The sequence below is a fragment of the Thalassospira sp. MIT1004 genome (assembly GCF_001858545.1).
In the GTDB taxonomy this organism is placed as follows: domain Bacteria; phylum Pseudomonadota; class Alphaproteobacteria; order Rhodospirillales; family Thalassospiraceae; genus Thalassospira; species Thalassospira xiamenensis.
Genome location: NZ_MCAO01000047.1, coordinates 51,849 through 64,932 on the forward strand (window position 1 = coordinate 51,849; position 13,084 = coordinate 64,932).

At 54.8% G+C, this 13,084-nt stretch carries 12 protein-coding genes; 8 read left to right on the forward strand and 4 right to left on the reverse strand.

The window, feature by feature from the left end; all coding sequences use genetic code 11:
- The first annotated feature begins 147 nt into the window (after positions 1–147).
- Positions 148–774 carry an SPOR domain-containing protein gene (locus BC440_RS21305; RefSeq protein WP_175484517.1) on the forward strand — a complete coding sequence of 209 codons (627 nt, stop codon included), beginning with the start codon at positions 148–150 and terminating at the stop codon, positions 772–774.
- A 39-nt stretch (positions 775–813) separates the two neighbouring features.
- Here BC440_RS21305 and BC440_RS21310 read toward each other — a convergent pair whose 3' ends face one another.
- Positions 814–1,125, reverse strand: a complete 312-nt coding sequence (locus tag BC440_RS21310; protein ID WP_007089989.1) for a DUF5818 domain-containing protein — start codon at positions 1,123–1,125, stop codon at positions 814–816.
- Positions 1,126–1,274: 149 nt separating this feature from the next.
- Here BC440_RS21310 and BC440_RS21315 point away from each other — a divergent pair, with 149 nt between their 5' ends.
- The 4 genes from BC440_RS21315 (at position 1,275) to BC440_RS21330 (ending at position 7,122) form a co-directional block, all read left to right on the forward strand.
- Complete coding sequence (locus BC440_RS21315; RefSeq protein ID WP_071241315.1) at positions 1,275–1,961, forward strand: GGDEF domain-containing protein; 687 nt, start codon at positions 1,275–1,277, stop codon at positions 1,959–1,961.
- Between the two features lie 240 nt (positions 1,962–2,201).
- The gene (locus tag BC440_RS21320; protein ID WP_247643636.1) at positions 2,202–4,019 is read left to right on the forward strand and encodes an EAL domain-containing protein; all 1,818 of its coding nucleotides are present in this window, start codon (positions 2,202–2,204) and stop codon (positions 4,017–4,019) included.
- Positions 4,020–4,048: 29 nt separating this feature from the next.
- The gene (locus BC440_RS21325; RefSeq protein WP_247643637.1) at positions 4,049–5,755 is read left to right on the forward strand and encodes a diguanylate cyclase; all 1,707 of its coding nucleotides are present in this window, start codon (positions 4,049–4,051) and stop codon (positions 5,753–5,755) included.
- Positions 5,752–7,122: a DUF2336 domain-containing protein gene (locus BC440_RS21330; RefSeq protein WP_063092895.1), complete on the forward strand. Its 1,371-nt coding sequence runs from the start codon at positions 5,752–5,754 to the stop codon at positions 7,120–7,122. The genes BC440_RS21325 and BC440_RS21330 overlap by 4 nt, the downstream gene beginning before the upstream one ends.
- 35 nt (positions 7,123–7,157) lie before the next feature.
- Here BC440_RS21330 and BC440_RS21335 read toward each other — a convergent pair whose 3' ends face one another.
- Positions 7,158–7,640, reverse strand: coding sequence for a GNAT family N-acetyltransferase (locus BC440_RS21335; RefSeq protein WP_065702201.1), 483 nt, complete (start codon positions 7,638–7,640; stop codon positions 7,158–7,160).
- Between the two features lie 45 nt (positions 7,641–7,685).
- Positions 7,686–7,970, reverse strand: a complete 285-nt coding sequence (locus BC440_RS21340; RefSeq protein ID WP_083379468.1) for a sulfurtransferase TusA family protein — start codon at positions 7,968–7,970, stop codon at positions 7,686–7,688.
- Between the two features lie 88 nt (positions 7,971–8,058).
- Between BC440_RS21340 and BC440_RS21345 the strand changes: the two genes are divergently transcribed.
- The 3 genes from BC440_RS21345 to BC440_RS21355 all read left to right on the forward strand — a co-directional run bounded on the left by BC440_RS21345 (position 8,059) and on the right by BC440_RS21355 (position 10,488).
- A complete protein-coding gene (locus BC440_RS21345; protein WP_007089996.1) occupies positions 8,059–8,982 on the forward strand; it encodes a sulfite exporter TauE/SafE family protein in 924 nt (307 codons plus the stop codon).
- Positions 8,982–9,740 (forward strand): TIGR02186 family protein, encoded by a 759-nt coding sequence (locus tag BC440_RS21350; RefSeq protein WP_037988521.1) that lies wholly within the window; start codon positions 8,982–8,984, stop codon positions 9,738–9,740. Before BC440_RS21345 ends, BC440_RS21350 begins: the two co-directional genes overlap by 1 nt.
- A gap of 241 nt (positions 9,741–9,981) precedes the next feature.
- Positions 9,982–10,488, forward strand: coding sequence for a universal stress protein (locus BC440_RS21355; protein WP_037988523.1), 507 nt, complete (start codon positions 9,982–9,984; stop codon positions 10,486–10,488).
- Between the two features lie 55 nt (positions 10,489–10,543).
- On the opposite strand, the gene BC440_RS21360 is transcribed toward BC440_RS21355, so the two are convergent.
- Positions 10,544–12,970 carry a tetratricopeptide repeat protein gene (locus BC440_RS21360; protein ID WP_247643638.1) on the reverse strand — a complete coding sequence of 809 codons (2,427 nt, stop codon included), beginning with the start codon at positions 12,968–12,970 and terminating at the stop codon, positions 10,544–10,546.
- Positions 12,971–13,084 lie beyond the last annotated feature (114 nt).

A 13,084-nucleotide genomic window follows, 5' to 3' on the forward strand; every position in this document is an offset into this window, starting at 1 on the left:
GCGGCGACATCCCCTGTTCGCGTTCGATACGGATCCAAACTGGCCAGTATCGTGACAGGATGCATTGCCGCCGGTCTTTTTATGACCATGGGCCCGGGTCGGGTCACGGCGCAAAATATCGAGACAGCACATCCCGCAAGCAAAGAAATGAAATCCGGTCTGGACGCCATACCGACCGATCTACCCGTTCACACCAGCAGCCCGTCGCCGGTCAATCAACCTTTCAGCCTTCTGCCCGGCACCATACGAACCGACCCCGTTTTACTTGAAGACACAGATCGGCCAAGCCTTGCCGAGCAATATCGAATGGAAAAACAGGGTATCAAACGCGCGCCATCGCGAGCAGCAGGCGCAAAACGCACAATCATGGAAAAACCTGCGCCAGCACTCATCGCCCAGCCAAAATCTGCATCTGCATCCGCGAACACACAGCATGTGACAGTATCGCCTTTAATTCCGGAAACCGGTGCGTCACAGGCATCAACATTGACAGCGACGAGTCTCTCCCCCGCCGGAACCGACGGCGCATTTGCGATCCAGCTTGGTGCGTTTCGCGACACGATCAGTGCCCAAACCTATTGGGCAAGTTTCATGATCCGGTATCCCGATCTGGCACAATCCCACCCCCGCAACCTTTCAACCACAGACATCGGAACCAAGGGAACGTTTCATCGACTGCGCCTTGGTGGGTTTGCTGATATTGCCAGCGCTGAAAAACAATGCCGCCAGCTTTTAGCTGACGGCACGGATTGCTTTGCAACGCATAATCAATAAAGTCGCATTCACGTTGCGTGAATGCGACCGGAAACCGTCCTATTTGGCATCACCGCCCAGCAATACAATCTTGTCAACGATCAGGGTTTCGGCCTCGGTGCAGGTCGTCATCAACGCACCATGGCCGGTCACCCGAACCTTGTCACCAGGACGGAAATTGCTTGCCTTGTTTGCCAGCGCATAAAGGGTTCCGTCATCCGCACGAAACGTGACGCATTCCCGGCCATTATCGGTAATTTCCCCGGTCAGGGTCATGTTTTCTTTCTGAAATGCCGAACATGCCGACATCAACATTCCCGCAGCCAGAATCGCAGCAAACTTGCCAGACACGGCGCCAATTCCGGTTTTCATTATCGTTCTCCTGTGCTCGTGCGGTTTCCTGCCGTCACAAAACCTTACTTTCTTCGTTAATGATGTTGTAACGCACTGGACTTTAAAAAGGATACTGTCAAACGTTTTACGCGTTTCAGTTTGCATTGTCATTGATAACAAGATCAAAGATGAACAACTCGCATCTAGAGCTTCTGAAAAAACTGGCTGACGAGTTTCAACCGCGAACGGATGTTAACACCCGTGCCACAGTTGAAGCCGAAAGCACGGATGCATTTGCGACACTTGTTGATCTTGCACGCGACATGCAAAACCGTCTCGACCAGCAGCAGAACCGCATCCGACAGCTTGAACAAATGGTCGAAACCGACGAGTTGACAGGTCTCTATAACCGTCGCGGTTTCCTGCGTCGTGTTCGCGAAACCATGGCACGTGCCGCCCGTCACCCGGAAAACGGCATTCTGGTCATTGCCGATCTTGACGGCTTCAAATTGATCAATGATCACCATGGCCATGCCGCTGGCGATGCCATCCTGCGCCATTTCGGCCAAAACCTTCGCACACATACACGCGCTGATGATTTTGTCGCCCGCTTTGGTGGTGACGAATTTGCCATCCTGCTGGTCGGCAGCATTCCCGAAGTCGCAGAACGTCGGATAAGTGACCTTGAAAAAGCAACATCGCGCTTCCCGCTAATTTGGCAGGGAGCAGCCCTTCCGATCCGAGCCAGCTTCGGCTTTACCGTCTATAGTGGCAAAAGCGATATCGCACAGCTTTTGCAGCAGGCAGATGACGCAATGTATGCCAACAAACACGCAAAACGCCCCCATTCCGAAAGCAGCCACAACGCCGCCTGACAGTGACTGAGATGTCAGTATTGTCGTTTGAAATACGGTTCCCGTCTGCGTCACGTGACACAAACCAGCCCTGTGCAATCACAATGCCCGGTATCCACCGGCTTTTTTTTGTTTATTAAGTCCTTTTCCTTCATATTGCCCCTTAAGATCGCTATTTAAGAAGAACAGGGAAAACGACTTCGGAACTCATCCGAAGCTTTTGGGGGTCAGGCTTGTGATGGTTCTCGTATGACGGACAATATGAGTTATTCAGCAGAAACAAACGACAGGGACCTACTGGCTGCCATGGCGTTCTGCTGGGCGGACATGCTGCTTGAAGTCGACGAGAACGGATACATCCTGTTTGTGGCCGGTGCGACCGAAAGTCTTTTGGGCTGCCTGCCGGAACGATTGATCGGCGAGGCACTTGATAAGCTGGTCATAAAGTCGGAACGGCCGCTGTTACGGGCCTATCTTCATGCCAGTTCCGGGATCAAACGGCTTGAAGAACTCGATCTTGATTTTCAGTTGATCGAGGATGATGGAATTGCCCTTGGCAATCCGGTTCCCCTGTCACTTAGCGGCTATATGATTTCCGAACCGATCGGTCGTTATTTTATTGCGGCCCGCCATCGCGCGATACGTCCGCGCGCACGATCGGGCATTGATCGCCTGATCCTGCAAAACACGTTGTCTGCGGTAAGCTCAAAAACAGGCAAGAACGACCAGCAGGCCGAAACCGCCGCACGCATGGCCTCAAGCCATAGCGAAGCCCTTGTGGTTCTTGAAAACCTCGCCGCCCTTCGCAGCCAGGCAGAAACCGATGCGACCAACGAACTTGCGCGCCTGATCGGGATTGGCATCGGCAACCGCCGAAGCCTCCAAAACCTTGAACCAGACGGCGGTTATCTGGTTGACGAGCCGATGATCGAACTGGAACGCCGAATTGTCGCCTATGCCAGTGCATTACGCGCCGATCTTGACGATCCGGATTGCAGCGATGCGGCAAACGCCCCCGATCCTTTCAAAAATCTGAACCTTGCCACGGGCGGTTCTGGCACGTCGGGTGCTTCGACACTCACCAACAATGATCTGTTTGGCCGTGACTATGACCTTGCCAGCGGGTTTCACCGCCTCACACAGAATGTCCGCCAACCGATAGAAAATGGTGAAAGAGAAACCAATCTGACGCGTGCTGTTGCATATGCGCTTAATCGTCTGCAGCATCGCGGTGATTCGGATGTATCGGCCGAACGCCTTTCAGCAAGCTTGCCGCATCTTATTCAGGAAACCCTGAAATCGGTTCGGGCGTTTCGCGAAATTGTCCAGAATGGGTCCTTTGCCGTCGCACTGCAACCGATCGTGCATCTCGAAAGCCTTGAAATGCACCATTACGAAGCATTGGCGCGGTTCCATGATGGCGGCAGCGCCCTTGCGGTTGATCAGATCATTCATTTTGCCGAAGGCACCGGATTGATCACCGAATTCGATCTGGCAATGTGTCAGAAGGTGCTGGATCACGTCACGCTTGAACCTGAACGCGTAACTCATTCTGTTGCGGTTAATTTATCCGGCCACTCGCTTGAACAGCAGGATTTTCTGCCAGCACTTGAACAAATTCTGGATCGCTATGATATCGATCCGGCAAAAATCATGTTCGAGGTGACAGAAACGTCGCGCATTCGCGGATTGCGCGACGTGAATGACGGTCTGCAGCGCCTGCGCGGACGCGGGCACCTTGTCTGCCTTGACGATTTCGGGGCGGGGGCCGCCAATTTCGAATATCTGAGCGCGCTTGACGTCGACATCATCAAATTTGATGGCGGTGCCATGCGAACCGCTCTGGCCAAACCCAAAGGCCGCGCTTTTATCAAGGCTACGGCCCTGCTTTGCCGGGATCTTGGCATCCATACAATTGCAGAAATGATCTATGATCAGGCCAGCTTCGAACTGGTTCGCGATCTGGGCATTGATTACGGTCAAGGATATCATCTTGGCGCGCCTGTAACGCTTGCCAGTGTGAATACCGGATCATCAAATACCACGCAAACCGCCGATGCGACCGGAGGCGGAAAATGAACCGGCACCACAAGGATGCTGAGAAGGCAATGTCTGACCATACCGATGTGACGTCCGAACAGGTTTTCATCCTTGATCCACAGACCATGGCCGATGCAGAGGCCCCCGTTCTGGTCATGGACAAGAACGGAACGCCCCTGTTTGCCAACAAAAATGCCCGAAGCTTCGCCGAAGGCATTCGTGACGGCCTATTCCCCGAAATCAACAAACTGGTCTTGCGCGCGATCACAACACCCGGCGGGGTTGTAGAACTGCTGACTTTCGAAGTACAGCGCGGCACGGCAACGCTTGAACTGACCGCCCTGCCAATGGCCGATAACCGTGTCCTGCTGCTGCCACGTGATGTCAGTATGGATCGTAACCTGCGCGAGGCCTTGATTGATTCGCGCCAGCGTTACCGTGACATTGTCGAAGTATCCTCTGCCTTCGCATGGGAAACCGACGATACCGGCAAATTCATTTTCGTCTCGCCGCGCGGCGCACTTGGCTACAAGGCCGAACAGCTTGTCGGACGCTCACCTCTTGATTTCCTTCTTGATACCGCCGATCAGGACAGCGAAATCGTATTTCGCAGCCAAAAGGCCGTTCGGGATGTGCCGATCTGGCTTAAACGGGCCAATGGTAATGCCGCCTGTCTGGCCGTTTCCTCGACCCCGGTTTACACGCGTGATGGACGTTGGACCGGCACGCGCGGGCTTGCCCATGACATTACCGAACAGCGCCGCCGAGAAAGCGAAGTCGCCACCGCGCGAAACCGTGACCGGCTGATGACCTATATCGTGCGGACCATGCGCGATGAAATCGATCCGACCCTTGTCCTGAAAGGAGCGGCGGATGCGAGTGCGCGCGCTCTGGCCTGTGCGGGATGCGCGATTTTTCGCCGCAACGAAGACACCGACGAGATCGAAATGGTCGCCTGTCACGGCCCCGAAGACATTGACCCGATTGCCAATCAGGCCTTGAAACAGCTTGACGAAAACGAAGACGTTTTCGAAGCAGAAATCGAAAACTATCGCGTTCTTGCTCATCACTCCCACTATCATCAGCGGGTGAATGGTGCAGTGATATTTATCTTCAATGCCGATCACCCCGTCCCGAATGAAGGCGAACGCGCCATCATGTCCGAGGTTTCCGATCAGATCGGCATTGCAATCGAACAGGCCGCACAGCATGACCGGATCGTCACCCTGTCGCGGACCGATGGTCTGACCGGGCTATTGAACCGGCGTGCCTTTTTCGACGAACTCGGTCGTCGCCATGCCCGACTGCTGCATGACAACATGCCCGCGGCACTGATGTATGTTGACATGGATAATTTCAAGCTGGTCAACGATGTACACGGGCATCAGACCGGCGACGAGGCCATTCTGGCACTAACCCGCATTCTTCTGGACAACACCCGCCCGGTTGACTTGGTCGCGCGTCTTGGCGGCGATGAATTTGTCGTCTGGCTGGATGGGGCCGATATGGAAACCGCGGCTAAGCGCGCACGCATCCTTCTGGAAAAAAGCGCAGCCTTATCGTCGTTTTCCGGTGCCAAAGATCGCCCGCTTGGTATTTCGGTCGGTATTGCGGTACGCGATGCCGCATCCAAAGAACCGCTTGAACAACTTGTGCTTCGCGCCGATCAGACCATGTATCAGGTGAAAAAACACGGCAAAGGCAGTTTCGGTATTGCCGCCCCTCCCGGATCGGATGAACCGGCAAAAATAGAAAACCAGGAGACACCCCTATGAAGGGCTTTTTGCAGAGGGTCTTCACCAAACGTCGGGAAACCCCGATCACGTATGATGAAGCCAAGGATATGGCAGCCAGCCCGGATGCAAATGTGCGCGGGGTACTGGCCCAGCGTCACGATACCAAACCCGAAATCCTGTACTATCTTGCAAGTGATGCGGATTCCCAGGTGCGGCGTCATATTGCAGCAAACCAGGCAACCCCGGTACAAGCCGACGTCCTGCTGACCGACGACAAGGATGACAGCGTTCGTGGCAGTCTGGCCGAAAAGATTGCCAATCTGTCAGCCGGACTGACACCCAACGAGTCGGACAAGCTGCGCCGCATGACCTACGAGGCGCTGGACAAGCTTGCCCGTGATCAGGCCGTCCATGTCCGTCAGGTGATTTCCGAAACGCTCAAGGATATCGCCAACGCGCCGCAGCCGATCATTCAGCAATTGGCACGCGATACGGAAAGTGTCGTGTGCGGACCAGTCCTGCAATATTCGCCGGTTCTGACCGAAACGGACCTGCTTGAAATCATCGAAGGCAGCACCGGGCGCGGATCGCTAAGCTTTATTTCGCGCAGACGCAATGTCGGCGAAAAATTGGCTGATGCGATTGCGGCAAGTAGCGATAAGGACGCGATTTCGCACCTTCTGGGCAATAAATCGGCGCAAATCCGCGAAGAGACGCTTGATCAGCTGATTGATCGTGCCCCGGATTATCCCGAATGGCACAAGCCATTGGTTGAACGCCCGCAACTGCCACCAACAGCGGCCGGGAAACTGGCGCGATTTGTGGCCGAAAGCCTCATCAGCGTGCTTGAACGTCGTAAAGACCTGAAAAAGGAACAGCTGGAAGCCGTGCGTGAAGTGGTCAATCGCCGCATTTCGTCAGGCGAATTTGACAAACGCGACGAAGTCCCGGTTGAAACCCGCAAGGCCAAGCAAAAAGAGGCCGAAAAGAAAGTCGCCGCCAAGGCAGACGGTAAAGACGGCGCAGCAGGCGAAGAGGAAGAAGAATCCTCCTACGAAAAGGCCTTGGCCCTGCATAGCAAAGGCAAACTCACCGACAAGGAAGTTGCCAAGGCATTGGCCGCCAATGATGTCAAACTGGCACGTGCCGCCTTGGCCGTACTTGCCGGAATTCCGCCAGAAGCGGTAAGCAAGGTCCTGAATACCCATTCGGCCAAGGGGGTTGTGTCGTTGGCATGGAAGGCCGGCCTTTCGGCCGAACTGGCCGTTAAAATTCAGGTCAAACTCGGTCATGTTCCGCCCGGTCAGACGCTTAATCCCCGTGGCGAGGCATATCCCTTAAGCGAAGAAGACATGAAGTGGCAGCTTGAATTCTTTACCGGTATGGCAACGGTCGGCCTGCGCTAAACTGTACCGGCCGTATCAGCCATACCCGCCCGCGATCAGGCCGAACGCAGCATTGATATGTGGGCGATTCCATCTTCATAGAATGCCTCACCGAACTGGATGAAGCCAAGCCCCTCGTAGAAGTTTTTAAGATACAGCTGGGCATTCAGAAAAATGCCCTTACCCGCAAAGCTGTCCTCGCAGGATGCAATGGCCTGCAACATCAGTTTACGGCCGATCCCCTGCCCGCGCAAATCCGGGCTGGCAACGACACGCCCGATTGCAGGATGTTGCCCCTGTGCGGAATGATCGGGGTCAATACCCGGTGCCACAATGCGCGCGGCTGCCACCACCCTGCCATCAAGTAATCCCAGAACATGCTGACAAATCGGGTCCAATCCATCGATATCGGGAAAAAGACATTCCTGTTCGATGATGAAAATCTGTTGCCGTAATTGAAAAAGGTCATGGACCAGACGCGGCGTCATATCGTCAAAGGCACAATGAACCCATTGCAGGGGTGATGATGAAGCGGACATGGCGGCAACTTTCATTTCCGGACGTGGCGGGCGCGGTTCTTGTGGTTATTTCGCGGCCAGATTCTCGATATGATAGATAAACACATCATCCTCTTGTGTCGATGACAACAGGCGGTTTCCTGTCATATCGCAAAAGGATTTCATATCTGCAACCGATCCCGGATCAGTCGCCAAAACCTTTAGAACGCCGCCTACCGGCACATCGCGCAACGCCTTCTTTGCCTTCAGTACTGGCATCGGACAAATCAGTCCACGGGCATCAAGAACAAGGTCGAAAGGGTCTTCTGGAGTAAACGACATGAAAAACCTTATAAAAATCGGGATAATCATCGCCAATCCGTGAATTGGCGATTGTTGCATTTGCACAATATGTTAGACTGATTTTCCAGAATCAATCAAACGCTGATGCCCGCCCGCAATGCAAATCTATCTGCCTATTGCCGAGATGTCGGTAAACATTTTTCTGATATTGGGGCTTGGCGGCGGCGTCGGATTTTTGTCCGGATTGTTCGGCGTTGGCGGCGGATTTCTGATCACGCCGCTTTTGATTTTTTACGGAATCCCCCCCGCAGTATCGGTTGCCACCGCGGCAAACCAGATCGTAGCATCCTCTGTTTCCGGGGTTTTTGCCCATTGGCGACGCGGCAATGTCGACCTTAAAATGGGCCTCGTGCTGCTTGCGGGTGGTATTGCCGGATCGACCGCCGGGGTTTGGGTCTTTGCATGGTTGCGTTCCCTGGGCCAGATCGATCTGGTCATTTCGCTTTGCTATGTGATCTTTTTGGGGATCATTGGCGGTATGATGCTGATCGAAGCATCGCGCGCCATTTTCCGTACCCGACGCCGCGGCGGGCAGCTCCGCCGCACCAAAAAGCACCAGCACAGCTTCGTGCATGGCCTTCCATTTAAAATGCGGTTTTATCGCTCGGGCCTTTATATCAGCGCATTACTGCCGCTTCTTGTCGGGCTCTTTGTCGGATTATTGACGGCTCTGATGGGGGTTGGTGGCGGGTTTGTCATGGTTCCGGCCATGATCTATATCCTCGGCATGCCGACCAGTGTCGTTATCGGGACGTCGCTGTTCCAGATCATTTTCGTGACAGCAAACGTCACCTTCCTGCAATCAATCCAGACACAGACCGTCGATGTCGCCCTTGCCATCCTTCTTTTGATTGGCGGGGTCATCGGGGCGCAATTTGGCGCGCAATTCGGATCGCGGCTTAAGGCAGAGCATTTGCGCGCAATGCTGGGGCTTCTGGTACTTTCGGTTTGCCTGAAACTTCTGTTCGATCTGGTGATCACGCCGACCGAACTGTATTCCGTCGCGCCGGAGAATTTGTAATGCACAAATCGGGCGCGATCATCCACACACTGCTTGCCGTTGCTGCGGTGCTGGCCGTGGCCCTGCCTGAACGCGCGCGCGCCGAAGCACTGGTAGTCGATCTTTCCAACCACCTGGTCGCCATTACCACCGGCTTTACCGGCACCAATGTTCTGTTGTTTGGTGCCGTGCAAAGCGAAGGCGATGTGATCGTGACGGTCAAGGGTCCCGATCAGGATATGGTCGTGCGGCGCAAGGAACGGAAAGTTGGCATCTGGGTCAACAGCGAAAGCGCCACATTCCGCAATGTGCCCGCCTATTATGCCAGCGCGTCGAACCGGCCGATGGAAATCATCGCCAATTCCCAGCTTTACAACGATTACCGTATCGGGCTTGAACATCAACGCTTTGTCACTGAAATAGACGACAAGGATCGCAACAGCAGCGATTATCGAGATGCCCTGCTGCGCAACATGCGCGCGGCCGGCCTTTTCAACCAGCGCCCGGCCAAAATCAGCTTCCTGTCCAATCAGCTTTTCCGGACCGATATCCATTTTCCGGCCAATACCCCGACCGGCACCTACACCATCAATGTCTATCTGATCCGTGACGGACGCATTGCCAGCGTTAAAACAACGCCGCTGGTCGTATCAAAAACCGGTGTAAGCGCAGAAGTTTATGACTTCGCACATCGTTATTCGGCACTTTATGGCATCATCGCTGTCATCATTGCGATCGGTGCCGGCTGGATCGCAAGCGTCGCCTTCCGGAAACGCTGATCCGCCCCCCAATCTCCAATTGAACGATTGCACACCTTACATCTTCCTTTGATGATTTTCGCACATGCACCATCGCGTTTTGCAGTTGCGTAAAGATATTTTCTTTGTCGGAATGCTTGAAAAATAGCTTGGAAACCGGCCTTGAATTACGGCAAACTTTGTCTGTCCGGTATGGTTGCGCCCCGCCCCGCACGTTGGCGACCATTCACCCCGGAACCCATTTTATTCAGGACAGGACGACATGAATTCATTTGATGCCGACCGCGAACTGCGCGCTGCCACCACGGATCGCACGTTCCTTGTTGTGGTCGACGATAGTGACGAAATGACCAAAGCGCTTCGCTATGCCTGTCGCCGTGCACAGCATACCGGGGGGCGTGTCGCACTGCTAAGCGTCATTCAACCTGCTGAATTCCAGCACTGGATGGCTGTTGGCGATCTGATGCAGGAAGAAGCGCGCGAAAATGCAGAAACACGCGTCAACGAACTGGCCGCCTATGTCCATGAACAGACCGGCTCCATGCCACTTCTGTTCATTCGCGAAGGACGCCTGAAAGACGAACTTCTGAATTTGCTCGACGAAGAAGAACAGATTTCCATTCTGGTTCTGGCCGCTGGCACCAACAGTGATGGCCCCGGCCCACTGATCACCGCATTGACCAACCGGGATGTGGTCGGTCAATTACGCCTGCCATTGACCATTGTGCCCGCAGCCCTGTCAGAAGCCGATATCGACGCGCTTAGCTGATCGCACGACAGACAACGCAATAGCCCGGCTTTTTGCGCAGTGATCAACAGGCTTATCAAACGGCGCGATCTTCAAGGAAGTTCATATAGGTTTCAAACGATGACCGTTGCCCAAACAGGACATGGGCACGATTGCGAATAGCCTGTGAAACCACCGAACGTCGCCTTTTATCTGTTGCCAGTGTCAGGGCGGTTTCAACGTAATCCGCCGAATGATAGGCAACGCAATCAAAAACCGAAATCTGGCGATAGCAGGTATGGCTACGCCGTGAGCGTGCGCCCTTGCCCGGCAAGGTCACCAGCGGCACACCAAGACCAAGGCAGTCAAACGCCAGCATCGCATCGTTCCATGCCGGACTTTCAAGAACCACATCCACCGCACACAGCAGGGAATGAAGATCTGCACGACTATGCACCGAAACAAACCGCATGCGTCCGGCGACATCGGCATAGTTAAGAGCAAACCGCCGCCCCCATGCCGCGTCCCAGCTATCGCGTTCCGGTGCGATCAGCAAAAGTTCGGCGGTTTCATCAAGACGAAGGATTTCGGCAATCAGCGGATCAAAATCAGCCGTCAGAACATCAAGCGGCTGCGGGCAAAGATAGGTATTCCGATCCTGATCAATCCGCCAGCGGCGCTGCAAATCGCCCGGCGACAAGGTGATCTCATCAGGCCGTGTTGCATTGACAAACAATCCGGGCAGACGGATCAATTCCTCGCTAAAGCGGGTTTCACCGCCCGCGGTTTCCCAATCCTCGGCAATCAGGTGGCAGTCAATATTTGCAAGCCCGGTCGTCGCGGCAATCCCGCCACCGGCAATTTGCAACGGTGCCAGACGCCAGCTTGCCAGCAACATCGTATAAGCATCGGCCTGTGGATCGGCATAATGCAAAACGTCAAGGTCAAGGCCCGCAATCACGCGCGCCGAATGCAACGGATCAAGCGGCAATGGCACCACCAGATCGGCCTCGGCGTCGATGCGGGCGGTAATGTCATCCTCGCCCAGTGGCGGGCGGATAACCGTAATATCAAAACGGTCCCGGTCAATCGCACGGACCAGCCCCGCAATCCATCGACCAATACCATTATCGCGCATATTGGCCGATACAACGCCAAGCCGGACCTTGCCACCCTTTGGCCGGGTTCGCGCCGCAACATGAGGCACGTCATAACCTGAAACCAGCCGTTCCCAATAATGACCAACTGCACGCAATTGTGCATCGCCTTCGGGACGAAGGGCCGCACGCCACACTGGCGGGAACCGTGTCAGGGTAATCGGATCGATCAGGTCACTTTGGCCAAGATCAAGGTCAAGATCATCGTCATCAAGCGTATCGTCGAGAAGATCACGAACAACTTCGTCATTCTGGGCTGCCAGATCGGCCGGAACAGGCGCAAACAGCAATCGGCGGGCCGTTCGGAACAACGCCGTATTTTCCCCAATCGCAATCTTGCGATCAATGGCGTTCTGCAAAACCGATTGGGCCGATGCCGCGTCGCCTTCTTCCGCCAGTTCGACCGCAAGACGGAACACGGCGTCATCGCCACCACCCGCACCAATCGACGCCCCAAATCGCTCGACGGCTTCGCTGTGACGTCCGGCAAGGCTTAATGCCTCGCCCATCATCAAAAGAAGTTCGGGATCGTTGGGATTTGCATGCAAAAGTGCTTCAAGCGCACCAATCGCCTCGGTCCCCTGCCCGGTTCGCAAATACAACAGTGCAAGCGTCCGCCGCGCCCCGGCATCCTGCGGATCAAGTGCCAGAACCTGACGCAGGCAATGCAGCGCCCCGGCAAACTGTCCCAGTCGGAAAAGCGCATCGCCATAAGCCGTCAGGGCGCGCTGATGTCCCGGTTGCAATTCAAGGGCGCGCAAAAGGGGTTCGGATGCCGAAACCGTTCGTCCCTGATCAAGCCGGATCTGCCCCATAAGCACAAGTGCATTGACGATATCATCACGCAGCCTGAGCGCGGTTGTGCAGGATGCCTCCGCCCCGGCGATATCCCCCATGGCATACTGGCATGCCCCAAGATTGGCATGAATTTCGGCAACATCGGGTGCCAGTCGAAGAGCCAGCATGTAATTTTCATGCGCCAGTTCAAGTTCATCAAGCTGGCGATAGGTATTGGCGATATTGCAATAAAGTGCGGGGGAATCGGGGCATAGGCGAATCGCGCGCTTGAACGCACCAACGGCTTCGCGCAATTTTCCGACCGCCTTTAACGCCTGCGCATGGTCGTGCTGGATTTCGGCGTTATTGGCGTCCGCGATTGCAGCCCGGCCCATGCGTTCGGCAGCAATATCACCATTGCCCTGTTTCATCGCCACCAGGCCGGCCAGATGCATGGCTTCTGCCGCCTGCGGATAGGCAAGCGTCATCTTGCGGCAGGCGCTTTCTGCCTCCGCCAGTTGACCCGTTTCAAACAGGTCGATTGCAAACCGGAACATCTCGCCAAGATCAGACAAGGATCGTATCGCCACCCGAGAGTTTGTTTAATGCGCCACCATAGGCACCAAGCGTTAACAAACCACGTCTTTGCCACAAAATATGGGCTCTGACTATGGCAAGCACACACAAAAAACCACCCGGCCTGA

Bases quoted from the DNA above. Each gene is read 5' to 3' on its own strand.
- BC440_RS21355 (WP_037988523.1), top strand. From the start codon at position 9,982: ATGAATTCATTTGATGCCGACCGCGAACTGCGCGCTGCCACCACGGAT.
- BC440_RS21310 (WP_007089989.1), bottom strand. From the start codon at position 1,125: ATGAAAACCGGAATTGGCGCCGTGTCTGGCAAGTTTGCTGCGATTCTG.
- BC440_RS21320 (WP_247643636.1), top strand. From the start codon at position 2,202: ATGAGTTATTCAGCAGAAACAAACGACAGGGACCTACTGGCTGCCATG.
- BC440_RS21350 (WP_037988521.1), top strand. From the start codon at position 8,982: ATGCACAAATCGGGCGCGATCATCCACACACTGCTTGCCGTTGCTGCG.
- BC440_RS21325 (WP_247643637.1), top strand. From the start codon at position 4,049: ATGTCTGACCATACCGATGTGACGTCCGAACAGGTTTTCATCCTTGAT.
- BC440_RS21330 (WP_063092895.1), top strand. From the start codon at position 5,752: ATGAAGGGCTTTTTGCAGAGGGTCTTCACCAAACGTCGGGAAACCCCG.
- BC440_RS21315 (WP_071241315.1), top strand. From the start codon at position 1,275: ATGAACAACTCGCATCTAGAGCTTCTGAAAAAACTGGCTGACGAGTTT.
- BC440_RS21335 (WP_065702201.1), bottom strand. From the start codon at position 7,640: ATGTCCGCTTCATCATCACCCCTGCAATGGGTTCATTGTGCCTTTGAC.
- BC440_RS21340 (WP_083379468.1), bottom strand. From the start codon at position 7,970: ATGATTATCCCGATTTTTATAAGGTTTTTCATGTCGTTTACTCCAGAA.
- BC440_RS21345 (WP_007089996.1), top strand. From the start codon at position 8,059: ATGCAAATCTATCTGCCTATTGCCGAGATGTCGGTAAACATTTTTCTG.
- BC440_RS21305 (WP_175484517.1), top strand. From the start codon at position 148: ATGAAATCCGGTCTGGACGCCATACCGACCGATCTACCCGTTCACACC.